Annotated in this window: 19 protein-coding genes and 1 tRNA gene; 8 read left to right on the top strand and 12 right to left on the bottom strand. The window is 62.3% G+C overall.

Features of this window, described 5'->3' with window-relative positions; translation table 11 throughout:
* Window positions 1–140: 140 nt before the first annotated feature.
* From AC6I97_RS10345 to argS, 11 genes are all read right to left on the bottom strand, one after another.
* On the bottom strand, window positions 141–1,097 hold the full coding sequence (locus AC6I97_RS10345) for a glycosyltransferase (protein WP_497944835.1): 957 nt from the start codon (window positions 1,095–1,097) through the stop codon (window positions 141–143).
* Window positions 1,098–1,883 (bottom strand): WecB/TagA/CpsF family glycosyltransferase, encoded by a 786-nt coding sequence (locus AC6I97_RS10340; protein WP_224087993.1) that lies wholly within the window; start codon window positions 1,881–1,883, stop codon window positions 1,098–1,100. It abuts the gene before it with no gap.
* Window positions 1,880–2,722, bottom strand: a complete 843-nt coding sequence (locus AC6I97_RS10335) for an L-threonylcarbamoyladenylate synthase (protein ID WP_309928975.1) — start codon at window positions 2,720–2,722, stop codon at window positions 1,880–1,882. Before AC6I97_RS10335 ends, AC6I97_RS10340 begins: the two co-directional genes overlap by 4 nt.
* Before the next feature lie 12 nt (window positions 2,723–2,734).
* Window positions 2,735–3,607, bottom strand: coding sequence for a peptide chain release factor N(5)-glutamine methyltransferase (gene prmC / locus AC6I97_RS10330; RefSeq protein WP_224087994.1), 873 nt, complete (start codon window positions 3,605–3,607; stop codon window positions 2,735–2,737).
* A gap of 44 nt (window positions 3,608–3,651) precedes the next feature.
* Window positions 3,652–4,725 carry a peptide chain release factor 1 gene (gene prfA / locus AC6I97_RS10325; protein ID WP_224164684.1) on the bottom strand — a complete coding sequence of 358 codons (1,074 nt, stop codon included), beginning with the start codon at window positions 4,723–4,725 and terminating at the stop codon, window positions 3,652–3,654.
* Window positions 4,726–5,028: 303 nt separating this feature from the next.
* Window positions 5,029–7,188 (bottom strand): transcription termination factor Rho, encoded by a 2,160-nt coding sequence (rho, locus tag AC6I97_RS10320; protein WP_497944834.1) that lies wholly within the window; start codon window positions 7,186–7,188, stop codon window positions 5,029–5,031.
* 307 nt (window positions 7,189–7,495) lie between these two features.
* The gene (thrB, locus tag AC6I97_RS10315; protein WP_224164686.1) at window positions 7,496–8,470 is read right to left on the bottom strand and encodes a homoserine kinase; all 975 of its coding nucleotides are present in this window, start codon (window positions 8,468–8,470) and stop codon (window positions 7,496–7,498) included.
* Window positions 8,471–8,472: 2 nt separating this feature from the next.
* A complete protein-coding gene (gene thrC, locus AC6I97_RS10310; RefSeq protein WP_309928965.1) occupies window positions 8,473–9,576 on the bottom strand; it encodes a threonine synthase in 1,104 nt (367 codons plus the stop codon).
* The gene (locus tag AC6I97_RS10305; RefSeq protein WP_224164690.1) at window positions 9,577–10,893 is read right to left on the bottom strand and encodes a homoserine dehydrogenase; all 1,317 of its coding nucleotides are present in this window, start codon (window positions 10,891–10,893) and stop codon (window positions 9,577–9,579) included.
* Entirely contained in the window at window positions 10,886–12,370 is a 1,485-nt protein-coding gene (gene lysA, locus AC6I97_RS10300) for a diaminopimelate decarboxylase (RefSeq protein ID WP_497944833.1), read from the bottom strand. Before lysA ends, AC6I97_RS10305 begins: the two co-directional genes overlap by 8 nt.
* 4 nt (window positions 12,371–12,374) lie before the next feature.
* Window positions 12,375–14,024 carry an arginine--tRNA ligase gene (argS, locus tag AC6I97_RS10295; protein ID WP_224087998.1) on the bottom strand — a complete coding sequence of 550 codons (1,650 nt, stop codon included), beginning with the start codon at window positions 14,022–14,024 and terminating at the stop codon, window positions 12,375–12,377.
* 245 nt (window positions 14,025–14,269) lie between these two features.
* Here argS and AC6I97_RS10290 point away from each other — a divergent pair, with 245 nt between their 5' ends.
* The 6 genes from AC6I97_RS10290 (at window position 14,270) to AC6I97_RS10265 (ending at window position 18,955) form a co-directional block, all read left to right on the top strand.
* Window positions 14,270–14,746, top strand: coding sequence for an FMN-binding protein (locus AC6I97_RS10290; RefSeq protein WP_224087999.1), 477 nt, complete (start codon window positions 14,270–14,272; stop codon window positions 14,744–14,746).
* 5 nt (window positions 14,747–14,751) lie between these two features.
* Complete coding sequence (locus AC6I97_RS10285) at window positions 14,752–15,624, top strand: FAD:protein FMN transferase (RefSeq protein ID WP_497944832.1); 873 nt, start codon at window positions 14,752–14,754, stop codon at window positions 15,622–15,624.
* The gene (locus AC6I97_RS10280; protein ID WP_497944831.1) at window positions 15,621–17,123 is read left to right on the top strand and encodes an FAD-dependent oxidoreductase; all 1,503 of its coding nucleotides are present in this window, start codon (window positions 15,621–15,623) and stop codon (window positions 17,121–17,123) included. The genes AC6I97_RS10285 and AC6I97_RS10280 overlap by 4 nt, the downstream gene beginning before the upstream one ends.
* 121 nt (window positions 17,124–17,244) lie before the next feature.
* A tRNA-Arg gene (locus AC6I97_RS10275) sits at window positions 17,245–17,317 on the top strand.
* Between the two features lie 225 nt (window positions 17,318–17,542).
* Entirely contained in the window at window positions 17,543–18,559 is a 1,017-nt protein-coding gene (locus AC6I97_RS10270; protein ID WP_224091084.1) for a M4 family metallopeptidase, read from the top strand.
* A gap of 84 nt (window positions 18,560–18,643) precedes the next feature.
* Window positions 18,644–18,955, top strand: coding sequence for a protealysin inhibitor emfourin (locus tag AC6I97_RS10265; protein WP_224088002.1), 312 nt, complete (start codon window positions 18,644–18,646; stop codon window positions 18,953–18,955).
* Here AC6I97_RS10265 and AC6I97_RS10260 read toward each other — a convergent pair.
* Window positions 18,952–19,920: a GlxA family transcriptional regulator gene (locus AC6I97_RS10260; RefSeq protein WP_309928946.1), complete on the bottom strand. Its 969-nt coding sequence runs from the start codon at window positions 19,918–19,920 to the stop codon at window positions 18,952–18,954. The genes AC6I97_RS10265 and AC6I97_RS10260 overlap by 4 nt on opposite strands.
* A gap of 81 nt (window positions 19,921–20,001) precedes the next feature.
* Here AC6I97_RS10260 and AC6I97_RS10255 point away from each other — a divergent pair, with 81 nt between their 5' ends.
* Both AC6I97_RS10255 and hrpA read left to right on the top strand, forming a co-directional pair.
* On the top strand, window positions 20,002–20,172 hold the full coding sequence (locus tag AC6I97_RS10255) for a hypothetical protein (protein WP_223946385.1): 171 nt from the start codon (window positions 20,002–20,004) through the stop codon (window positions 20,170–20,172).
* A 212-nt stretch (window positions 20,173–20,384) separates the two neighbouring features.
* Complete coding sequence (hrpA, locus tag AC6I97_RS10250; protein WP_497944830.1) at window positions 20,385–24,392, top strand: ATP-dependent RNA helicase HrpA; 4,008 nt, start codon at window positions 20,385–20,387, stop codon at window positions 24,390–24,392.
* The last annotated feature ends 25 nt before the right edge of the window (window positions 24,393–24,417 follow it).

The raw sequence follows: 24,417 nt of genomic DNA, 5'->3' as shown, positions 1-24,417 counted from the left end.
GCCATGCCTGCACCGGCTGTGCCAAATGATGCTGGGATTTCTGTGGACTCTAGTCACGATACTAATGCCAATGGTCGTGGCCACCGGCGTGACGCAGCCGCAAGACTACAGCTGATGTGCTGTAGCCACGCGGCCGGCTTCTACCTGGCAGGCTCCTGGACGTTACGCAGGGCGTAGATCCCCTTGAGCACTTCGGCGTTGGACCGGGGCGCCTTCAAACTATGGCGCAGGCCCTTGAACAAGCCATCAAGCAGTATTTTGCGGTTTGACGACGCAGCAATGGTCTTGGCCCAATTGCGTAGCGAAGCTCCCGTAAAGAGGACCTTTTCCCAAGGAGCCAGGGCGTTGGATCTCGTGTAGACCCAGAGCTTGTTACGAACTTCGTAGTAGAACCGGGGGCCGGGGTCCGCCCCTGCATCTCCAAACACTTTGGTGTGATGACTGGCAACCGACGCACTGGTAGCGAGGGCAGTTCCCCGGCGCGAAACCCTGGCCGTGTATTCGAGGTCATCGTTCCAGATGAAGTAATCGGCAATGGGCAGTCCGTGACGCCGGATCTCGTCAGCGCGAATCAGGACAGAGACGAAGGATGCGCTGCGGATCTGAACCGCTCCTAGCCGGGCAGCGGTGCTGCGCGCCGCCTCGCTGGCACCGATGCGTGGACGCATGCGGTTCATTGGGTGGTCGCGACCATCCGTCCACACCACCCGGCTCGCGATGAACGCGGGAGCTTCCCCGGTTTCCTGTTCATAAGCCTCGGACACATCCAGCGCCTCGCGAAGTGCGCCGGGCTGCGGTTCGGTGTCGTCGTCCATGATCCAGACGTGGTCAGCGCCGTGGTCCAGGACTGCGCGCTCCATGCCCACAACAAATCCCCCGGCGCCGCCCACGTTGGCGTTGAGCGTAACAACGTCCGTGGGCACAGCTCCCCGATAGGCCCTGAGGAACTCCGCAGTTTCGTCTGTGGAGGCGTTGTCCACGACGACGACGGCGTCCGGCACCTCGGTCCCGGCGGTGATGCCGGCCAAGGTGGTCTCAAGGAGTTCACGCCGGTTATAGGTCACCACAACGGCGACCACAACGGGTTTGGACGTCATTTACTTGCCTTTGGTCTGGGATGGCTGGAAGTGGCGCCGAATCAACAGGCCCGCCAACTTCCACGGTTCAACAAAAACTCTGTAGGCAACACGGCCCGGATGGAGAACCAGGCGCCACGCCCATTCGAGCCCAAGGCGCCCGAGCCAACGCGGCGCGAGCTTCTGGACGCCGGCCACCTGTTCAATGGCACCGCCAACGGCACAATACACAGCGGGCGGAAACTGAGTGAGTCGCCGATGCAGCACCGTCTCCTGGAGCGGCATGCCAAGGCCCAGCAGCACCAGTTGAGGACGGAAGCGGTCCAACCACTCCACGACAGCCATTTCCAAGGCCTCGTCCCATCCTTCGCCGGGCATTCCATCTACCGTCGCATCAGGAATGATGGTGCGCAGCCGGGCCACCGCCTGCGTATTTGCCGCCCGTCCGGCGCCGATCACGGCGACCCGTTCCAGCCCCTTCACTCCCCCAAGAGCCGGGATCCAGTCCATGGATCCAAGCCGGTAGGCCATGGGGCCTTGTCCCAGGGGCTTCAGTTGCCGTTTGTGGGCCAAGCCCCAAAGCATGGCTACCGGGGCGCCGTCGAGGAGGACGATCGAGCTTTGATCGTAAAGTGAACGGAAATCTGCGCACGAGTGGAACAGCGTAATGCTGTGAAGATTGTGTCCGAGCACAGTGCGGGTGGTTCCGGTGGAGATGAGTCCATCCAGTGCATCGATCAATTCATTGACGCGCAGCGGAGTCGCGTCTACGTCAAGGACGGGGACGCGCTGGCGTTCCGGAATCATTCGGGTTTGGCTTCACGTGGGGCGTCGGGTGCCGATGCTGATACAGCAGGCGCCGGATCCTCGACGGCGGGTGCTTCCGTTACTTCGACAGGTGCGTCCTGCGCCGTGGCCGCTTCGGAGACAGGTTTTTCCTGTGCTGCTGCCGCGGTTTCTGCCGCCGGAGCAACAGAAGGTACAGGCTCGTCAACGCCGAGGACGGAAGGAACAACTTCACGCAAGCGTTCCAGGGAGATGGCGCCCTGACGTACCACCCGGAAGGGTTCGGAGGTCGCATCCACGATGGTGGAAGGCAGTGCAGCAGTACCCTTCACGGGCCGGAAGCCGCCTTCAAGGTAAACTTCCACGGAATCTGCGAGCTGGAGCCGCGCCTCTGAGGCGGTCTGTGCTGCTTCCTGGCCCGTGCGGTTGGCCGATGACACAGCCAGCGGGCCTGTAAGGCCCAGGAGCTCCAGTGCGAGTTCGTCGTCGGGCATCCGCAGGGCCACCGTGCCCTTGGTATCACCCAGGTCCCAATCCAAAGACGGCTGGGCGTGGAGGATGAGCGTCAATCCACCGGGCCAGAACGCCTGCGCCAAGGCCCTGGCGTTGGCGGATACATCGCTCGCGAGTCCGTCCAGGGCATTGATGCGCGGAATCAGGACCGGAGGGGGCATTTGCCGGCTACGGCCCTTGGAAGCCAACAACATTGTCACGGCCAAGGGGGAAAAGGCGTCAGCTGCAATGCCGTACACGGTGTCCGTCGGCAGCACGATGCACTTCTTTTCGCTGATGGCACGCTGCGCGTGCTGAAGTCCTTCAGCCCGCTGGTCATCGGAAGTGCAATTGTAGGTTGTGGTCACAGCGCTATTCTTTCACTCATCAGGAGCCTTGTTTGCCAGCACCGCACTCGTGGCACGTTCCTTGCCGTTGAGGTCAAAGTGCGTCATGATGTCCTGCCAACGTCCCGCTCGACGCAACATGCCGCTGATCCAATCCGCCTGGACTTCTGCGTGTTCCATCACGAAGTAGCCGCCGGCTTTCAGGAGGCGGCCCGCGGTAGCCGCTGCCGCCGTCGGGAGTTCCATGCCATCCGCTCCCCCGCCGTACAGTGCTTCGGGCGGATCATGCAGCGCAACTTCCGGCTCGTTCGGGATGGCTTCGGCAGGGATGTACGGAGGATTGGACACCACAACGTCAAAGGAGCCGTTGTGTTCGGGCAAGGCATCCCTAAGATCACCCTGGACCAGGTGGACGCCCAGCGGTTCAAGGTTCCTGCTGGCCCAGGCATGGGCAAAAGTGCTGAACTCCACGGCATGGACTTCAGCCCCTGGAACCTCCTGGGCGATTGAACCGGCAATGGCTCCGGAACCGGTTCCGAGGTCCACGATCTTGGGGTGGGACATTCCGGCCACGTGGTCGATGACAAGCTGGACAACGGATTCCGTTTCGGGCCTGGGGATGAATACGCCAGGGCCCACCCGCAGCTCAAGGTGGCGGAAATACGCGACGCCGGTGATGTGCTGAAGCGGGACGCGCCCGGCACGCTCAGCCACCAGTTCGGCGTAGCCTTCAGGTGCGGGGGAATCACCCAGGAGCATTGCCCGCAACCGGCCCAGCCCCACGCCCAACAGGTGCTCCGCTAGAAGTTCGGCATCGACGCGCGGGGTGGGGACTCCGGCGTCGGATAAGACCGCAGTGGCCTCGCGAACGGCGTCCGCGAGGCTCTGGCCTGGGAAAATCGTCATATCTATGCCCTGACAGCTGGAAATCGGGAGCTGGCGGTGCTCTGCTATTCGCCCAGGGCGTCCAGGCGCGACTGCTCGTCGGCTTCAATCGCCGACTGGATGACCGGTTCCAGATCACCATTCATCACGGCGTCGAGGTTGTAGGCCTTATACCCGGTGCGGTGGTCCGCGATCCGGTTTTCCGGGAAGTTGTAGGTGCGGATGCGCTCCGAGCGGTCCATCGTACGGATCTGCGACTTGCGCTGTTCGGAGTTGGCGGCGTCGATCTGTTCCTGCTGGTGGGCCAGGAGCCGGGCACGAAGCACGCGCATACCGGCTTCACGGTTCTGCAACTGCGACTTTTCGTTCTGCATGGCCACCACGATGCCCGTAGGCAAGTGGGTGATGCGAACTGCGGAGTCGGTGGTGTTGACGGACTGGCCGCCGGGACCGGATGAGCGGTAGACGTCGATCTTGAGGTCGTTCTGGTTGATTTCCAGTTCTTCGGGTTCATCCACTTCCGGAAGCACCAGGACACCGGCTGCGGACGTGTGGATACGGCCCTGCGACTCTGTAACCGGAACGCGCTGTACCCGGTGCACGCCACCCTCGAACTTCAACCGCGCAAAGACGCCCTCCGCGGGGTCGTTCGAGTTGCCCTTGATAGCCACGGACACGTCCTTGTACCCACCCAGGTCAGACTCCGTGGCGGATATCATCTCGGTCTTCCAACCCCGGGACTCGGCGTAACGCATGTACATGCGCAGAAGGTCACCGGCGAACAACGCAGCTTCGTCGCCGCCTTCGCCACCCTTGACCTCAAGGATGACGTTGCGGGCATCGTCAGGATCACGGGGAATCAGCAAACGGCGCAACTTCTCCTGGGCAGCAGGAATCTGCTCCTGCAGCACCTCCACCTCTGCGGCGAAATCGGGATCCTCGGCAGCCATTTCCTTGGCCGCCTCGAGGTCGTCATTGAGTCCGCGCCACTTGTTGTACGCCTCCACAATGCCCTGGAGCTGGGCGGAACGCCGCCCCAGTTTCCGGGCCGCAGACTGATCGGCATAAACAGCAGGATCACTCAACTGCGCCTGGATAGCAGCATGTTCATCAAGCAATCCCTGAACGGACTCAAACATTTTCAAACCTCTTTCGACTTCAACAAGTCTAATAACTGCGATGAGGGGCTACGTACAGCCCTCGTCGGCTGTGCCAACACACGCCGCGCTGAGCACTGGTGGTGCCGAGCCAAGGATCTCCGTTTGAACAAAGACCGCTCAAAATATGCCGGCCAGGGAAGGTGGGCCGGGAACGGAACGAGCCGCCGATTCTGCTGCCCCGGGAGTAGCTTCGGGCCTGCCGGAGCGTGGTGGCCAAGTCCGTAAGGACGTGGCCACCACGCGTAGGGGCGGGGGCAGCAGAATCAGCGGCTCAGTAGGCAGCTATTTGTCGTTGTCCGACTTCGCTCCAAGCGTCGTCTTCTGAACCTGCATGAGGAACTCGACGTTGCTTTGCGTCTCCCGGATCTTGTTCGTCAGCAGCTCAAGGCTCTGCTGCTGCTCAAGGCCTGAAAGGACCCGGCGCAGCTTCCACATGATCTTGACTTCTTCCGGTGAGAGCAGGTTCTCTTCGCGACGCGTGCCGGACGCGTTGACGTCCACGGCCGGGAAGATTCGCTTGTCTGCCAGCTGGCGGGACAGGCGGAGCTCCATGTTGCCGGTGCCCTTGAACTCCTCGAAGATAACCTCGTCCATCTTGGAGCCGGTCTCGACCAGAGCCGTTGCCAGGATGGTCAGCGAGCCACCGTTTTCGATGTTGCGGGCAGCACCGAAGAAGCGCTTCGGCGGGTAGAGCGCTGCGGAGTCCACACCACCGGACAGGATACGGCCGGAGGCTGGTGCTGCCAGGTTGTAGGCGCGGCCCAGGCGGGTCATGGAGTCCAGGAGGACCACCACATCCATGCCCATTTCAACGAGGCGCTTGGCGCGTTCGATGGAGAGCTCGGCAACCGTGGTGTGGTCATCTGCGGGACGGTCGAAGGTGGAGGCAATGACCTCACCCTTGACGGTGCGCTGCATGTCCGTGACTTCTTCGGGACGTTCGTCAACCAACACCATCATGAGGTGGACCTCAGGATTGTTGGTGGTGATCGCGTTCGCAATGGACTGCAGGATGAGCGTCTTTCCGGCCTTGGGCGGGGAGACGATCAGGCCACGCTGGCCCTTGCCGATCGGAGCCACGAGGTCGATGACACGCGGACCGATCTTCTTGGGGTCGGTTTCCAGGCGCAGGCGCTCGGACGGGTACAGCGGCACGAGTTTGGCGAACTCGACGCGGTCCTTGAGCTCTTCAGGAGTCTTGCCGTTGACCGAAGTAACACGAACGAGGGCGTTGAATTTCTGGCGCGACGACTGCTGGTTGCGGTCTTCACCTTCGCGTGGCGCACGGATGGCGCCCACGACGGCGTCTCCCTTGCGGAGGTTGTACTTCTTGACCTGTGCCAGCGAAACGTAGACGTCGTTCGCGCCGGGGAGGTAGCCGGAAGTCCGGATGAATGCGTAGTTCTCCAGGACGTCCAGGATGCCTGCTACGGGGAGCAGGACGTCGTCTTCGGTAACCTCGATGTCATCAACATCCGGGCCCTGCGCACGGCCGCGACGGCGTTCGTTGCGGTCGCGGAAGCGGTCGCTGCGGGTGTTGCCGTCCCGGCTCTCCTGACCGCCACGACGGTCGCTGCGCTCGTTCTGATCGTTGCGATCACGGCGGTTCCTGCGGTTGCGGCGATTGCCCGTATCTTCGAGGTCGCTGGTGTCCTCGCGGCGGCCGCGGGAGTCACGACGTTCACGCGACTGATCGCCAGAGTCAGCCTGTTCGCGCTGTTCGCGCTGTTCCGTACGTTCGGCACGCTGTTCACGCTGGTCAGTACGCTCGGCGCGCTGTTCGGTCCGCTCGGCGCGCTGTTCGCGCTGTTCGGTCCGCTCGCCACGCTGGTCAGCACGCTGTTCCGTGCGCTCGGGACGCTGCTCGGCGGACGGGGCTTCTGCAGTTTCGTCCGGAGCTGCAGCAGTCTCGCTGCGACGACGGTTACGGGTGCGGGGCTGGCGACGCTCGGTGGCGGCTTCGCTGCCTTCCGGTGCTGCCTCGGGCTCTGACACCGGCGCGGCCGGCGCTTCAGCAGGTGCAGCGGCCTCTGCCGCGGCAACGACGCCATCGCTGGTGGCGCGGCGGCTACGGCCACGTCCACGTCCACGAGGGGCTTCCTGGGCCGGCGCTTCCGTGCCCACTTCAGCGGCAGGAGCGCTCTTCTCCGCAACCTTGGCCTCGGCAGCCGGGGCTGCCTTGGGCGCGGTGGCAGCCTTCGTCGACGCCTTGGCCGGGGCCTTGGCGGTAGAAGTCCCTGCACGATGGGCGGAAATGGCTGTAACCAAGTCCCCCTTACGCATACGGGACCCACCGGAAATCCCCAGCTGGCTGGCAAGAGCCTGGAGCTGGGCGAGCTTAAGGCCTGCAAGGCCGCTGCTCTTGGTGGTTGCTGCTGTTGACGACTCAGCAGCAGAAGTTGTTGTGTCCACAGCTGAAGCCAGCTCAGTGGTTTCTGTCACGAAGGATCCTTCCCCCTCGACGGCGTCCAGAGCGAGAGCTGGACGCGATGATTTGTTCTGGGCTGCAGTTCAGATCTGCAGCCGGTGATTTCGGCCGTGCCTGATGGATTGTGGCCAACAGGGCCGGATACTGATCGTCTTCACTGAACCCAGTTGCCCGGACAGCCGACTGAATATTCAGGGAACAGAGAGAGTTCTGCGGCACCTGAGACAGGCCGGAAGGAGACGGCACCGCCAGACGTTGGCACAGTTGACGAAAGGAACAGCGAAACCGCCGAAATCCAAAATCAGGGAACTGCCCGCGGCTTTACCGCCGGTGCACTTCCACTCTAGCACCTTCAACGTCCACAGCCAGCGTCATCACGCGCCAACCGACGTTGGGTGTGTTGGTGGCAGTAAACGCCTCGATGAATTCGACAACGGTTGCCGCTTCGCCGGGGCCGTTGGCCAGGACCATGACAGTAGGACCGGCACCGGAAACCACGGCAGCGTGACCGGCCGTCCGCAGTGCCGCAAGTAGGTCCGCGCTGGGCCGCATCGCTTCGGCACGGTAGCTCTGGTGCAGGTAGTCTTCGGTACCGGGCAGCAGGAATTCCGGCTGCGTGGTCAACGCGTGGATCAGCAACGCTGCACGTCCGGAGTTCATCGCCGCAGCATGGTGGCCCACCGACGCGGGCAAAAGTCCGCGGGCGGTTTCGGTGGAGAGTTCATAATCCGGAACCGCCACCACGGGAACCACGGATTGGGCCACTTCAGCACGCGTACTGCTGTACTGCTCGCTGTCCTGCCATGACAGCGCCAGCCCGCCGAAAATGGCGGGGGCGACGTTGTCCGGGTGGCCTTCCATTTCGCTGGTCAGCTGCAGGATCCAGTCAAGATCCTGCTGCGCCTCTTCTGGAACCAAGGAATTGGCGGCAGTAACGGCGGCTACAACTGCGGAAGCTGAGGAACCGAGCCCGCGTCCATGCGGATTGACGTTGTCAGCAGTGATCCTTAGCCCGGAGTGCCGGAAACCCAAACGTTCCAAGGCAAGGTCGATCGCACGCACCACCAAGTGGCTGGAGTCGCGCGGAAGGGTATCGGCGCCCTCACCGGAGAGCTCGAACTCGAGCTCTCCGGTGGTGAGCGTTTCCACCGTCAAGGTGTCATAAATTGAAAGGGCCAAGCCGAGGCTGTCGTAGCCGGGACCCAGGTTGGCACTCGTACCGGGGACCTTGACGGTCAGCCGCTGGCCTGCCGCGACGAGTCTACGATCGGTCGCGGTGGGCTGCGTTTGTTCCACTCTTATTTTTCTTCCAGTCCCAGTTCCGCGGCAACGGTTACGACGTCGTTGGACACCTTGACCGGCTGGACATCGCTACCGTCCTCCGTGCGGAGGGCCCACTGGGGGTCCTTCAGTCCGTGGCCGGTAACGGTGATGACGATGGTCTTGCCGGACGGAACCTCACCAGCAGCGTGTTTCTTGATCAGGCCTGCCACGCCGGCAGCCGAGCCGGGCTCGACGAAGACGCCTTCCTTGGAAGAGAGCCAACGGTGGGCGTCCAGGATTTCCTCATCCGTGACAGCTTCAATCAGGCCACCGGATTCGTCGCGGGCGGCGACAGCCGTGTCCCATGATGCCGGGTTGCCGATGCGGATGGCAGTGGCAATGGTGTCCGGTTCAGTGATCGGGTGCCCTGCAACGAACGGCGCAGCACCCGCAGCCTGGAAACCCCACATGATGGGTGTCTTGCTGGAGACGGCCGGCAGTGTGCCGTTGGCGGTCTCGAAGGGAGCGGCGTACTCCTTGTATCCCTTCCAGTAGGCAGTGATGTTGCCGGCATTGCCCACGGGCAGAACGTGGATATCCGGGGCATCGCCCAGGGAGTCCACAACTTCGAAGGCACCGGTCTTCTGGCCCTGGATACGGGCAGGGTTGACCGAGTTAACCAGGAAGACCGGGTAGGACTCGCCCAGCTTGCGGGCGATGTCCAGGCAGTTGTCGAAGTTGCCGTCCACCTGCAGCAGCGTGGCGCCGTGCGCGATTGCCTGGCTGAGCTTGCCCATGGAGATCTTGCCTTCGGGGACCAGCACAGCGCACTTGAGGCCTGCGGCCGTTGCGTAAGCCGCGGCCGAGGCCGAAGTGTTGCCGGTCGAAGCACATACAACAGCCTTGGCGCCGGCTTCGACGGCTGCCGTCATAGCCATGGTCATGCCCCGGTCCTTGAAGGAACCCGTGGGGTTCATGCCTTCGACCTTCAGGTACACCTGCGAGCCGGTCAGCTCGGAAAGCTTCTGTGCGTGGACGAGCGGGGTGCCGCCCTCGCCGAGGGTGATGACCTTCGTGGCTTCCGTTACAGGCAAACGATCAGCGTATTCGCGGATTACTCCGCGCCATTGGTGAGCCACTTAGACCCCTTCTACCCGCAGTACGGATGTCACAGAATTGATGACGTCAAGGCCCTTGACGGCCTCGACGGTTGCTGCGAGTGCAGCTTCGGATGCACGGTGCGTCACGATTTTCAGCTCAGCCGACTCAACATTCGAGGCGGCATCGCGGTGGATCGTTTGACGCATGATCTCGATGGATACGCCGTTCTCCGCAAAAATGTGGGCGATGCGAGCCAGCACACCTGCCTGGTCTGCTACATCCAGACCGATGTAGTAACTCGTAGTGGAGGCATCAATGGACAGTGCCGGAACATGACCAGTAGTTGTTTCCGTGCGGCCGGGGCCGCCAAGGACCAACCGCCGGGCAGCGGAGACGAGGTCGCCCAACACAGCAGAGGCAGTGGGAGTCCCCCCGGCACCCTGGCCGTAGAACATCAGTTCTCCAGCGTTTTCGGCTTCGATGAAGACTGCGTTGAATGCGCCACGGACTGCTGCCAACGGGTGTTCGCGCGGCAGGAGGGTGGGGTGCACGCGCACCGAAATTCCACTGCCGTTCCCTGAGGCTTCGATTTTCTCAGCGATGGCCAAAAGCTTGATGACGAAGCCGGCTTCCTTGGCCGAAGCGATGTCCGCAGCGCTGACCTTGGTGATCCCTTCGCAGTAGACGTCGTCCAGGGAGAACCTTGTATGGAAGGACAACGACGCCAGGATCGCAGCCTTGGCGGCTGCGTCATGGCCCTCGACGTCGGCAGTGGGATCTGCTTCGGCATAACCGAGCCGCTGGGCTTCGGCAAGGGCGTCCGCAAACTGTGCGCCAGTGCTGTCCATCTGGTCAAGGATGAAGTTGGTGGTCCCGTTCACGATCCCGAGAACCCTCGTAATGCGATCGCCGGAGAGGCTGTCGCGGATCGGGCGCAGGATGGGAATAGCACCGGCAACCGCAGCTTCGTAGGACAGCTGAACGCCGGCCTTGTCAGCCTCTTCGTAGAGAGTGGGGCCATCTTGCGCGAGCAGTGCCTTGTTGCCGGTGACAACGCAGGCGCCATTCTGGATGGCGGTGACGATGAGCGTACGCGCGGGTTCGATGCCGCCCATGAGCTCGATCACGAGGTCTGCGTCCTTGACGAGGGTCTCGGCGTCCGTGGTAAAGAGTTCACGCGGCAGTTCGACGTCACGCGGCGAGTCGAGGTTGCGCACGGCAATACCGGACAGCTCGAGGCGGGCGCCACTGCGGGCGGCCAGAGCCTCGGCGTCGTCAATAAGAATGCGCGCGACCTGGGCCCCTACATTGCCACAGCCCAGCAGGGCCACCTTCAGGGTTCGCACTTCAGACATTCGCCACTCCCATGTCGCGGTTCAAGAGATCTTCTTCGGTTTCCCCGCGGACAATGAGCCTGGCGGCTCCGTCGCGCACAGCGACAACGCCAGGCCGGGCCAGGTAGTTGTAGTTGCTGGAGAGGGCCCAGCAATAGGCGCCGGTACCCGGTACTGCGAGCAAATCACCGGCTGCCACATCCGCGGGCAGATATACATCTCTAACAACTATGTCGCCGCTCTCGCAATGTTTGCCCACTACGCGGGACAGTTGCGGAGCTGCATCGGAGTCGCGGGACGCCAAAATCGCCGAATAATCCGCGTCGTAAAGCACCGGACGGGCGTTGTCGCTCATTCCGCCGTCCACCGACACATACCGACGCGGATACGTAACGTTCCCAAGGCCTGTTTCGGTGCCCGGAACGTCCACGCGAACAGTTTTAAGCGTTCCTACCTCATACAAAGTGAATGTGGTGCTCCCGACGATCGCGCGTCCGGGTTCGATGGAAACGCGGGGCGCCTCGATACCGAGTTCCGCGCACTTTGAACGCACGACGGCGGCCATCGCCTGCGCGATTTCAGCTGCGGGGCGGGGAGTGTCCTCTGGCGTATAGGCGATACCGTAGCCGCCCCCGAGGTCCAGTTCCGGCAGGACGACGGAGTATTTGGCCTGCATCGCTGCCTGAAAGCCGAGGAGTTTTTCCGCAGCCAGCGCGAATCCGTCCGCCTCGAAGATCTGGGAACCGATGTGGCAGTGCAACCCCAGGAGCTCCACGCTCGGGTACGACGTCGCGGCGGCAACGGCTTCCTCAGCTGCGGACAGGCCGGCTTCCTCAGTGGAGTCCTCAGCCATGGAGAGGCCAAACTTCTGGTCTTCGTGCGCTGTGGCGATGAATTCGTGGGTGTGGGCGTGGACCCCTGGCGTGAGGCGCAGCATGACCTTGGCGGTTTCGCCGCGGCTGGAAGCAATCTTGGCTACGCGTTCCAATTCATCGAGGCTGTCCACCACGATGCGGCCCACCCTCATATCTAGCGCCCGGTTTATCTCGGCGTCGGATTTGTTGTTGCCGTGCAGGCCCAAATTGGCCCCCGGGATACCGGCGCGGGCGGCAACAGCCAGTTCGCCGCCGGAACAGGTGTCCAGGCGAAGACCTTCTTCAGCTACCCACTGTGCCACAGCCGTGCACAGGAAGGATTTTCCCGCGTAGTAGACATCCACTCCCCCGCAGATGTCAGCAAAAGCGTCGTCGAAGGCGTCCTTGAAAGCACGGGCACGCGCACGGAAGTCGGATTCGCTCATCACAAAGAGTGGCGTGCCAAATTGCGCCTTGAGGTCGCTGACTGAAATCCCGTCAATGGTGACCTCACCGGCGTCATTCTTCTCCACACCGGCTGCCCACATAGGTGCCTGGAGGACGTTAAGGTCCTCCGGGACAGCCAGCCATTCAGGAGCAAGCGGAGAGGCCTGGGGTGAATCTGGTGCGGTGTTTGTGGTCATGGCCTTACATCCGTTCCGGCGCGGAAACGCCTAGCAGTCCGAGTCCGTTGGCCAGCACCTGGCTGGTGGCGTCGTTCAGCCACAGACGGGTCCGATTCACGTCCAGCACCGGTTCCTCGCCCTGCGGGGAGACACGGCAGGCATCGTACCAGCGGTGGTAGGCACCGGCGATGACCTCAAGATGGCGGGCAACGCGGTGCGGTTCGCGGAGCTCGGCTGCTTTGGCCACGATTGACGGGTAGCTCCCCAAATAGGAGAGAAGCTCGTTCTCCGTGGCATGATCCAGCAGCGATGCGTCGAATACGGACCGGTCCACCCCGGCCTCGGCGGCGTTGCGCGCGGTTCCCCTGGAGCGGGCATGGGCGTACTGCACATAGAACACGGGGTTTTCGTTGCTGTTCTTCTTGAGCAGTTCCGGGTCCAGTGTCAGCGGCGAGTCGGCAGGGAACCGGGCAAGGGAGTAGCGGACTGCGTCCTTGCCCAACCAGGAAATGAGGTCCTTGAGCTCAATAATGTTGCCCGCGCGCTTGGACAACTTGGCGCCGTTGACGGACACCAACTGTCCAATGAGGACCTCAATGTTTACTTCGGGATCGTCACCGGCGCACGCTGCAATCGCCTTGAGGCGATTGATATAGCCGTGGTGGTCGGCTCCAAGAAGGTAAATCTTCTCGGTGAAACCGCGGTCCTTCTTGGAGAGGTAGTACGCGGCATCGGCGGCGAAATATGTCGGTTCGCCATTGGCGCGGATCATGACGCGGTCTTTGTCATCGCCGAAGTCGGTGGTGCGCAGCCAAACGGCGCCGCCGTCGTCGAAGACATGGCCCTGTTCGCGTAGCCGGGCAACGGCAGATTCAATGGCACCGGCGTCGTGCAGTTCCTTCTCGGAGAAGAAGACGTCGAATTCCACGCCGAAATCTGCAAGCGTTGCTTTGATATCCGCCATCTGCGCCTCGTAGGCAGCAGCACGAATGACCGGCAGGGCCGCCTCGTCTGTGAGTTCACGGATATCCGGGTGCGCCTTGAGTACTTCATCGCCGAGTTCGCGAATGTACTCACCGGGATAGCCGCCCTCGGGGACGCCCCGGCCGTGGAGCCGGGAAAGGACTGAGTTGGCGAAGACGTTCATCTGCGAACCGGCGTCATTGATGTAGTACTCGGCGGTGACGTCGGCTCCCGAGGCCCGCAGCACGCGTGCGATCGCGTCGCCCAGGGCGGCCCACCGGGTGTGGCCAATATGCAGAGGTCCCGTGGGGTTGGCCGAAACGAATTCCATGTTCACAACATGTCCTGCGAGCGCCTGGTTGGTCCCGTAGGTGGAACCCGCCTCAACGATTGCCTTGGCAAGCGCGCCTGCCGTAGCAGCATCAACGGTGATGTTCAGGAAGCCGGGACCTGCGATTTCGACTCCGGTCACGCCGGCGATTCCCTGGAGGCGATGGCTGAGGATTCCCGCGAACTCGCGCGGATTCGTGCCGGCCTGCTTAGCCAATTGGAGGGCAATGTTGGTGGCCCAGTCTCCGTGGTCCCTGTTCTTGGGTCGCTCCACCCGGACGTCTCCGGGGACAGCGGATTCCGCCAAGGCGATTTCGCCGGCAGCGACGGCGTCCTTAAGGCAGGTGGATATGGCAGCAGAGAGTTCTTCGGGAGTCACCCATCCAGCCTACCGGGGGCCCGCAAACTCGTGGAATTAAGGCTCGTTTATGTGGATATCTTGGACACAGCAATCTTGGACACAGCACCTATACATAAACTGCTGGCGGCCCTCACAGACTGAACCATTACGCTGATTTCAACGTTGTGAAGACGTAAGAGGTGGCTTTAAGGGTCATCCACAGACCGACACCATCCCGTTGACCGCATGTTGATCACATCTTGTCCAGTTGAAACGAGCAGAACATGACTACGCCACTCCGCAAGAGCCTCTACGTCGGGTTCGCCAGCGTATCCATTATCGGGACGGCAGCTGCCTGTGCCCCCACAACGGAAGCCCCGTCAACCCAGACTCCGGCTACCCAGAATGGCGGCCAGGCTTCCACCACCAGTCCTTCTTCCTCTGGTTCGGCTGGAAACGGTGACTCCACGTACAAGGACGGCACGTACAGCGCCGATGGAACATATACATCGCCGAACGGCCAGGAGACTGTTGGGGTTCAGCTCAAGCTGGCCGGGGACAAGGTAGAGGCAGTGAATATCACCGTCCACCCCTCCAACCCCAATACCAGGAAGTTCCAGGGCGAGTTCGCCAGCGGTATTGCGGCGCAGATCGTTGGCAAAGACATCGACGACCTCAACGTTTCCAAGGTTGCCGGTTCTTCTTTGACCTCAGGCGGCTTCAACGATGCCGTGGAGCAGATCAAGTCCCAGGCAAAGTAGCAGCCATGCCGCATCCGGGTTGGAGCCGCTTTAGCTTCGAGGGGATCGGTACACACTGGGAGATTTCGTCGTCGTCGATGCTTGAGCCGGAAGTGCAGCGCCAACTGCTTGCGACGGTAGCGGATTACGACCATACCTATTCACGGTTCAGGCAGGACTCCCTGGTGTCCGCTCTGCAGCGCGGTCCCGGCAGCATTTCCTTGCCCGGGCACTCCGTGGCCCTCCGCGACGTCTACGAGGCGCTGTACCGGATCAGTGGCGGCTCCATGACACCCCTGATCGGCAGTAGCTTGAACCGTCTTGGATATAGTGCCGGCTACACCTTGGTTCCTTCAGGCGCCCCTGAAGGTGCTGCCAGGTGGGAAGACGTCCTGGAATGGTCGGGAACCACGGTTTCGGGCAAGGTTCCGCTGGTATTGGATGTGGGCGCCGCAGGAAAGGGACAGCTCGTGGACCTGCTTGGCGAAGTCCTCCGTTCAGCTGGCTACCTGGACTTCCTGGTGGATGGCAGCGGCGACATGCTGCATTCCGGAAGCCTGCCCGTCACTGTGGCCTTGGAGCATCCTTATAACCCGAAGCAGGCGATCGGCACCGTGGAATTGGACAATTCCGCCCTCTGCGCCTCCGCGTCCAACCGCCGGGCATGGGGGGACGGGCTGCACCATGTATTGGACGGAATCACGGGGCAACCCATCCAAACGACAGTGGCCACCTGGACCATGGCCGCGAGCGCGATGGTGGCAGATGCCTTGGCCACGGCACTCTTCATGGTGGAACCCGCCGCGCTTGAGGCTGAGTTCGATTTTTCCTGGCTACGGGTGTTTTCGAATGGGAGTGCCACATTTTCGGCTGGTTTTGAGGGGAGACTGTTCACATGAATGCCATGAAGTCGCGTTTGGACACCTGGTTGGGCCGCTTCACCATGTACCGCCTGATTTTGTGGGTTCTCGGGGTCCTGGTGGCCTACAGCCTGCTCCTGAACGTCTTGGGGTGGCTGACGTTCGGCCTGCCGCAGATGCTGGTTCACCTGTACGTGTGCCTTGGGCTCACCTATGGATCGAACCGCCTGCTGGCCTTGCTTTTCCGGACCACGCCCCATTCGGAGTCTTCACTCATTACCGGCTTGCTCCTGTACTTCCTGTTCTGGCCCACGTTCGTCGCCACTGACATGCTGGGTGTCGCCCTGGCTTGTGTCCTGGCCAGCGCTTCGAAATATGCTTTGGCTTTCCGTGGGCGCCACATTTTCAACCCAGCGGCTGCGGGGGCTTTCATCACGGGCTTGACCGGACTGAACATAGCCACCTGGTGGGCCGCAACGCCTGCCATGTTGTGGCTCCTTGTTCCTGGTGTCCTGGCGGTCCTGTACCGCACACGGAAAATGCTGATGGCAACAGTTTTCCTGCTGGTGGCCACCAGCATCGTCTGTGTCGAATTGCTGGGCCGCGGCATGACCTTCGGCCAGGCCCTGTGGCAGCCGTTGGCCCAGCGCCCCTTGCTTTTTTTCGTCGGCTTCATGCTTACCGAGCCCCTCACTCTCCCCCCACGCCGTTGGCAGCAATTGGCACTTGCCGGCGTCGTCGGCGTTGTCTTTGCGGTTCCGTACAATCTGGGCTTCGTGGCCAATTCGCCTGAACTCGCGCTTCTGGTGGGGAACCTGATCGCCTTTTTCCTGGGCCAACGGGGCCGCGTGGAACTGACATTCAAGGGTTCCCGGGCCCTGACACCGGGGACCAGGGAGTTCCGCTTCGAGCCACGGCGCCCTGTCCGCTATGCGGCCGGGCAATTCATGGAGCTGAACCTTCCGCATTCGGGGTCCGACGGCAAGGGCCGACGCCGGGTCTTCAGCATCACCAGCCCCCCGGGTGCTCCGGAAGTGACCTTCGGCGTTGGAACTGCCGGGCCCCTGTCCACCGCGAAGAAGACGTTGCTGGCGCTAAAGCCCGGTGACATGATTTCCGCCACAGCGGTTGGCGGAGACTTCCTGCTCCCGCGCGACGCCGCCAAGCCGGTCCTGCTGATTGCCGCAGGTATTGGTATCACGCCTTTCCTTTCCCACCTTGCGTCCGACGCCGCAGCCCGCGACACGGTGGTCCTCTACCTTGCCCAAGGCCGCGATGAACTCGCCGCCTGTGAGCAATTGGAGGCGTCCGGGGCAAAGGTGATCGCCCGGCTCGCGGACGGCTCTACTCCCCCGGATTTCATGCACGACGCCGGAACCTCCAGGATCGACGCACAGCGCCTGAAGGAGCTGGTACCGGACATCGGGGCCCGCGAGGTATATGTCTCCGGTTCCCCGGCGAGCGTGGATTCCTTGCGTGCCGCTGCGCACGGTGCAGGGGCGCGGCGCGTACACGTTGACTCGTTTGCCGGGTACTGAACTGCGGGTACCGCAGCGCCGCAGCGTGCAGGGCGCTAAAGATCATGGCCGCGTTTTCTTTTGGGGCCAGGTGGCTGCTAAGCTCTAGGACGTCCCACCGGCAACGGAGGGAACCCCGGATGCCCTCGTAGCTCAGGGGATAGAGCGTCTGCCTCCGGAGCAGAAGGCCGTAGGTTCGAATCCTATCGAGGGCACATACAAATACCCCGCCAGTCCAACTGGCGGGGTATTTTTTGCGTTCCAGATCACGCCCCGGCCCAGCTCGCCCTCCGGGCCGCAACCCGGGTCGCCGCTATCAGTTCAGGGCTTGCCGGGCGAACTCGCCAAAATTGTCAGCCCCCGCTCCTAGGCTGATCACAGTTGCCAGTCGCCAAGAGCCAAAAGGGGTTGCTGTGATTTGTTCAATCGTTCCGCCTTACATGCTTCGAAGGATTGCCGCCCAGAGCGAGCCACGGCTTTGGGCTGTTGCCCGGGCCGCAAAGGAATCACTCCTGCACATCAAGGACCTCCAGGCTGTTCGTGCCGCCCCGGCACCCTCTACTCCGCCCAGTGCAGTGGCGGCACAGCCCGGCCCGCCAAAGCGCACCATCTACGATGCCGACACGTCGGAAAACCTGCCCGGCCGGGTAGTCCGCAAGGAGGGCGCTGCGCCTGTTGGGGACGCCGCTACCGATGAGGCCTATGACGGTTTGGGCAGCACCCACCGACTCTATGCAGAGATCTTCGGCCGGGATTCCGTCGATGGCGCCGGCCTGGCCCTGGACGCTACCGTTCACTACGGCAACCTGTACGACAATGCCTTTTGGGATGGCAATCAGATGGTCTTTGGGGATGGCGACGGGGAGATTTTCCAACGCTTCACCAAGTCAGTGAGCGTCATCGGCCACGAACTGGCCCACGGGGTCACGCAATTTACGGCAGGGCTCAATTACCGCAACCAGGCAGGTGCCCTGAACGAGTCCATGTCAGATGTCTTCGGTGTACTCGTGGAGCAGTACCTGAAGAAGGAAACCACGGAGCAAGCCAGCTGGCTGATCGGCGAGGGTCTTTTTACCGACAAAGTCCAAGGTGCGGCCTTGCGCTCGATGAAGGCCCCGGGCACCGCCTACGACGACGACATCCTGGGCAAGGACCCGCAGCCTGACTCGATGGACACATACGTTCGGACCAGTGCCGACAACGGTGGAGTACACATCAATTCGGGCATCCCCAACAGGGCTTTCTACCTTGTTGCCGCAGAGTTGGGCGGCAATGCATGGGGTGTGCCAGGGCAGATCTGGTACGGGACACTCACCAGCGGGTCCCTGCCGCCAGCCTGCACCTTTGGCAAGTTCGCCAAGGCGACTGCGGCTACTGCGGAAGAACTTTTTGGCGTCGGCTCAGTAGAGCATGACGCCGTCCTGAAGGCGTGGGAGACTGTGAAGGTCAAGGTTTAGACCAGCTGGCGGGACCGTCCGGCCCCGGGCAGTCCCGCCGTCGTTGGCTTTCCGCCAGTACGTCAAAACGAGAAGTAGCCGGTCATGAAAATCACCGTCCAGCGCAGCGGGGGCATAGCCGCGATGACGCGCGTCTGGAGCGTGGAGGCAGTGTCGGATGATGACAAAGAGCGCTGGATGCCGATCGTTGAGGCTTGCCCCTGGGACGAAGCCAAAAGCGAAGCCAGGACTCTGGACGAACCGGATCGATTCACGTACTCCATCAGGGCAGGCCAACGGCGGGCGACGCTACCGGAGCGCGCAGTCACTGGGCCTTGGCAGGAACTTGTGGAGTGTGCCAAGGCTGAAGGTTCCGAGTCCCGCGGCCCCCGCGGCCGCCTGGGGGTCCGCCGCTAAATCGCCTCGGCCAATTGCCCGCGGAAGGCCCTCCGGTAACTCTGCGGACTCGTATCCAGCACCTTGGTGAAGTGGTGGCGCAGCAAAACGGAATGCCCGAACCCTGCTTCGCGCGCGATCTCATCGATGTTGAGCTCCGTGGACTCCAGCAGTTCCTGGGCGCGGAGCACACGCTGGGAATTCAACCACGCCGCGGGTGTTGTCCCTGTTTCCGCCCTGAAGCGGCGTGCGAATGTTCTGGGCGACATGTGCAGCCGGGCGGCCAATTCGTTGACACTGTGTTCTTCGTCGAGGTGTTCAACCATCCACCGCAGGAGTTCCTCCATGGGTGCTGAACCACAGCGGGGCATGGGCCGGTCAATGAACTGGGCTTGGCCGCCGTCGCGATGGGGTGGGACCACCATGTCGCGCGCAATCGCGGCAGCTACGTTTGCTCCCAGCTCCACACGGACAAGGTGGAGGCACGCATCGATTCCGGCGGCGGTCCCTGCGCTGGTAATGATGGTTCCATCCTGTACATAGAGGACATTCTCATCCACTACCACTGCGGGGTATCGACTCGCCAGATCCTGCGAGTAGTGCCAATGGGTGGTGCATCGCCGGCCGTCAAGCAGGCCGGCCCGTGCCAAGGCGTATGCGCCGGAGCAGATGGACATCACCCACGCGCCGCGGGCGTGAGCCGCCCGCAGCGCATCCAGGACAGATTCGGGGACCTCCTGGTCCCTTCCGAAAGGCGCCATGATGACAAGGTCCGCATCAGCAGCAGCCTCCAGGCCAAGGTTGACGTGCAAGGAGAGGCCGGACTTCATTCGAATGTCCCCCGGTTCCGGCGCGCACACCCTGAAGTCGAAGGCAGGTACGCCCGCGCCACGGTCGGATCTATCGATTCCGAAGACCTCAAAGGCCGTACCGAATTCGAAGATCGAGAAGTTGGGGACAACGATCACGGCTACTGACTTCAACATATCTCCAGTGTGGCAGAAAATTGTCTAAATGGGGCATTTCTGCCACTGTTTCTTGGGTGCCGCCAGGAGAAGACTGAAGCCATGGAAATCTTCGGAATCATCCTCTTCATCGTCCTCATCACCGCCGTCGCAGCCACCGTTACCGCCCTCCTGAAGGACGGACGCGGCCACAACCCGCCCATCAACTCCAAGGAACCCTGGAGCGCCTTCGACGCTCCAAGTACTCCCTACTGGAACCCCCGCATCTACTAGCCGCCCACCAGCCCACTTGAATCATCGAGCCAAGATCTGTCCATCCGACGCCCGTCCTTCAGGGAATTCACCAGGATCCCGAACGACGGGCGTCTCTATGCGCCCCGCTTCCACCGCGGCCTTTAAGGACAGCGGCGCGGCAGCCGGGCCTGCCCGACATGTGACAGCGACAGCGGACGTTGACAGGAAGCCACAGTAGACTGGCAGCAGCCATGACACTTCATATTTCCTACCCCGCTGAGCTGCCGGTATCCGAGCGCCGCGAGGATCTGACGGCGGCGATCGCCGCAAACCAGGTGACCATCATTGCCGGCGAAACCGGCTCGGGCAAAACTACCCAGATCCCCAAGATGTGCTTGGAACTGGGCCTGGGCGACAAAGGCCTGATCGGCCACACGCAGCCGCGACGACTGGCGGCCAGGACAGTAGCAGAGCGCATCGCGTCCGAGCTGGACGTCGAGATCGGCCAGGAAGTTGGCTTCCAGGTCCGGTTCACTGGCGAGGTCAGTGCATCGACCAAGATCAAGCTCATGACCGATGGCATCCTCCTGGCAGAGATCCAACGGGACAAACTCCTGCGCAAGTACAGCACCATCATCATTGACGAGGCCCACGAACGCAGCCTCAACATCGACTTCATCCTGGGCTATCTGAAGCGTGTCCTCCCCCAGCGCCCCGACCTGAAAATTATCATCACCTCGGCCACTATCGATCCTGAACGCTTCGCCAAGCACTTCGGCACGGAGGAATCCCCCGCACCCATCATCGAGGTTTCCGGCCGCACCTACCCGGTGGAGATCCGGTACCGCCCCTTGTCACAGCCTGCCGGTGCGGACGAGGACAGCTCCGACGACGAGCTGGAAGAGGACCGGGACCCACTGGATGCCGTCTGTGACGCCGTGGATGAACTGGCCAAGGAAGCGCCGGGCGATATCCTTGTCTTCTTCTCCGGCGAGCGCGAAATCCGCGACGCCGCCGAGGCCATCAATGGCCGCATCCAGGGCAACCGGCGCCTGGCAGGTACGGAAGTCCTGCCCCTCTTTGCCAGGTTGAGCCTGCAGGAGCAGCATCGGGTCTTCAATCCCGGTGGAAAGCGGCGCATCATCCTCGCCACGAACGTGGCGGAAACCTCGCTGACTGTCCCCGGCATCAAATACGTGATCGATACCGGCACCGCCCGCATCTCGCGGTATTCGCACCGGACCAAGGTCCAGCGCCTCCCCATAGAACGTGTGTCCCAGGCCTCGGCCAACCAGCGATCCGGGCGTTGCGGGCGCGTCTCCGAGGGTATTGCCATCCGTCTCTACTCCGAAGAAGATTTTGAGTCCCGCCCGCAGTTCACGGACCCGGAAATCCTGCGGACCAACCTTGCCGCCGTCATTCTGCAGATGACGGCCATGGGCGTTGCCCGTGGTCCCAAGGATGTTGAGAACTTCCCGTTCGTCGAACCGCCTGATTCACGCGCGATTAACGACGGCGTTACCCTCCTTCGCGAGCTCGGCGCCCTCAGCCCGGCAACCTCGAGCACCCCAGGGCCCAAGGATCCCCGCGGCAACCGTCGAAGCGGGAGTGGCCTGACCGCCGTCGGGCAGAAACTGGCCCAGTTGCCGGTGGATCCGAGGCTCGGCCGCATGATTGTCGAAGCCGGCAAACGCGGTTGTGTCCGCGAAGTGATGATTCTGGCAGCAGCGCTTACCATCCAGGATCCCCGCGAACGGCCGACCGACAAGCAGCAACTCGCTGCCGAGAAGCATGCGCGGTTCCGCGATGAGAACTCGGACTTCACCGGTTTCCTTAACCTTTGGAACTACATTCAGGAAAAGCAACGCGAGCTGTCCTCAACGCAGTTTCGCCGGCTGTGCCGCAACGAATTCATCAACTATCTTCGCGTCCGTGAGTGGCAGGACCTTTTTACACAACTCCGCCAACTTGCCAAGCCGTTGGGCATCACGCTGGACAATAAGCGTGAAGCTGATCCTGTAGGCAACCACGAGGGAATCCACATCAGCCTGTTGTCAGGGTTGCTGAGCCACATCGGCCTCCTTGATGAGCGCAAGCGCGAATACGCCGGCGCCCGCGGCAGCCGCTTCGCGATTTTCCCCGGTTCTGCCCTGTTCAAGAAATCGCCTGCATTCGTCATGGCCGCCGAGTTGGTGGAAACGAGCCGCTTGTGGGCACGGGTAGCTGCCAGGTTCGATCCCTTGTGGGTGGAGCAAGTAGCCCCGGACCTCGTGAAGCGCTCCTACAGCGAGCCGCATTGGTCCTCCCGGCAAGGGGCCGTCATGGCCCACGAGAAGGTCACGCTGTACGGGGTGCCCATCATCCCGAACCGTCGGGTCAACTATGGCCGCATCGATCCGGAATTGTCCCGGGAACTCTTCATCCGTCACGCGCTGGTGGAAGGCGAGTGGAAGACCCATCACAAGTTCTTCCACCGCAACCGCGCGCTCCTGCAGGAGATCGAGGAGCTTGAAACCAGGATGCGCCGGCGGGACCTCCTGGTGGATGACCAAACCCTGTTCGAGTTCTATGACGCCCGCGTGGGCCAGGACGTCGTGTCCGAACGGCATTTCGATAAGTGGTGGAAGGAGGCACGCCAAGCAGATCCTGGGCTGCTGGACTTCGACCAGTCGCTGTTGATGAGCGAGGACGCCGAGGCCCTCGATGATTCCGCCTACCCCAAAACGTGGCTGCACAAGGGCTTCGAACTTCCACTTAGCTACGAGTTCCATCCTGTGGCTCCTGGGTCTGCTCCGAATCCTTCGGACGGTGTCACCGCCGAAGTTCCGGTGTTGTTCCTGAACCAACTCGACGACGCACCGTTCCGGTGGCAGATCCCGGGACAACGCGTAGAACTGATCACGGCGCTTATCAAATCCCTCCCCAAGCAGGTTCGGAAGAACTTTGTGCCTGCCCCTGACGTCGCCCGGCAGGCTACGGAGGCCTTGGAAAGAGACTTCGATCCCGCCACTGACGAGCTTGAGCCCTCCCTGGAACTGGTTCTTCGCCGGCTCCGCGGACACGTCATCCCACCGGGATCATGGAACTGGGAAGCAGTGCCTCCCCACCTTCGCGTGAGCTTTAAGGTGGTGGACAGCAAGGGCAAGGTCCTCGACGAAGGCAAGGACCTTGCCCAACTACAGGAAAGACTGGCCCCGGCGACACGTCGGGCAATCGCCGAATCGCTCGGTGCTACACCAGCGACGACGGCACCTGGCAAGGCTGGCACAAGAGCCGGAGCGCCAGGCGCCTCAAACGGCAAGACCGCCGGTTCCGCGGCCGGGACCGTCAGCAGTGCTGAGGCGCATCCTGGCACGCACCCAGGCCCCCAACCCGCCCAGGGAGCGGTGGCCGAACGCAGTGGCATCACTGAATGGGACTTCGGGACCGTGCAACGCCAAGTAACCCGAACGGTTAAGGGCCATGCCGTCACCGGCTTCCCTGCGATCGTGGATGAGGGTACCTCTGTAGCCTTCCGCGTCTTCCAAACCCGCCAGGAACAGGAAGCGGCCATGCGTGGCGGGGTGATCCGGCTCCTGGCTCTTCGAATCCCTGCCCCGGACCGGTACGTGCTGGAGCACCTCAGCAATACCGAGAAGCTGACCTTCAGCCAAAATCCGCACGGCTCCGTCACTGCCCTGATCGCTGACTGCGCCCTCGCTGCCATCGACAAGCTGACGCCGGAGGCTCTGCCGTGGGATAAGGAAGCCTTCGATGCGTTGTATGAAGTAGTCCGCGCTGAGCTGATCGATACCGTATTTACGGTGACGGCCGTCGTCGAACGCATCCTGGCGAGCACTCGCCGGATCCAGAAGCAGCTGAAGGCCAGTGCCAGCCTGCCGCTCATCAGCGCCCTCAATGACATAAAAAGCCAGCTTGAACAGTTGGTCTTTCCGGGCTTTGTGGCACAGACGGGCTACGCGCAGCTGAGCCAGCTTCCGCGGTACCTGCAGGCGATCGAGAAGCGGCTGGAGAAGCTTCCCGGCAACGTTCAGCGCGATGGACTGAATATGGCCATCGTCCAGGCACTGGAGGATGACTACGACGACGCCGTGTCCGCGTTGCTCCCCGGACGCAGGGCAGGCTCGGAATTAACCCGCGTGCGCTGGATGATCGAGGAGCTGCGCGTAAGCCTCTTCGCCGTCGAGTTGGGCACGGCTTACTCCGTCTCCGAGAAACGAATCCGAACGGCGCTTAACCAGGCCTTGGCGCCAGCCTAGGTCCGGCTTAAAAACAACCGGCGGT

It is taken from the genome of Arthrobacter sp. TmtSoilC48 (genome assembly GCF_059739425.1).
Note: the sequence above shows the minus strand (reverse complement) of the source record. Positions and strands in the feature narration are given on the sequence as shown.

Coding starts and splice junctions, on each gene's coding strand:
- AC6I97_RS10265 (WP_224088002.1), top strand. CDS start 18,644: ATGAAAATCACCGTCCAGCGCAGCGGGGGCATAGCCGCGATGACGCGC.
- AC6I97_RS10260 (WP_309928946.1), bottom strand. CDS start 19,920: ATGTTGAAGTCAGTAGCCGTGATCGTTGTCCCCAACTTCTCGATCTTC.
- lysA (WP_497944833.1), bottom strand. CDS start 12,370: ATGACCACAAACACCGCACCAGATTCACCCCAGGCCTCTCCGCTTGCT.
- AC6I97_RS10305 (WP_224164690.1), bottom strand. CDS start 10,893: ATGTCTGAAGTGCGAACCCTGAAGGTGGCCCTGCTGGGCTGTGGCAAT.
- AC6I97_RS10270 (WP_224091084.1), top strand. CDS start 17,543: ATGCTTCGAAGGATTGCCGCCCAGAGCGAGCCACGGCTTTGGGCTGTT.
- AC6I97_RS10255 (WP_223946385.1), top strand. CDS start 20,002: ATGGAAATCTTCGGAATCATCCTCTTCATCGTCCTCATCACCGCCGTC.
- AC6I97_RS10345 (WP_497944835.1), bottom strand. CDS start 1,097: ATGACGTCCAAACCCGTTGTGGTCGCCGTTGTGGTGACCTATAACCGG.
- AC6I97_RS10290 (WP_224087999.1), top strand. CDS start 14,270: ATGACTACGCCACTCCGCAAGAGCCTCTACGTCGGGTTCGCCAGCGTA.
- prfA (WP_224164684.1), bottom strand. CDS start 4,725: ATGTTTGAGTCCGTTCAGGGATTGCTTGATGAACATGCTGCTATCCAG.
- hrpA (WP_497944830.1), top strand. CDS start 20,385: ATGACACTTCATATTTCCTACCCCGCTGAGCTGCCGGTATCCGAGCGC.
- AC6I97_RS10280 (WP_497944831.1), top strand. CDS start 15,621: ATGAATGCCATGAAGTCGCGTTTGGACACCTGGTTGGGCCGCTTCACC.
- AC6I97_RS10340 (WP_224087993.1), bottom strand. CDS start 1,883: ATGATTCCGGAACGCCAGCGCGTCCCCGTCCTTGACGTAGACGCGACT.
- prmC (WP_224087994.1), bottom strand. CDS start 3,607: ATGACGATTTTCCCAGGCCAGAGCCTCGCGGACGCCGTTCGCGAGGCC.
- AC6I97_RS10285 (WP_497944832.1), top strand. CDS start 14,752: ATGCCGCATCCGGGTTGGAGCCGCTTTAGCTTCGAGGGGATCGGTACA.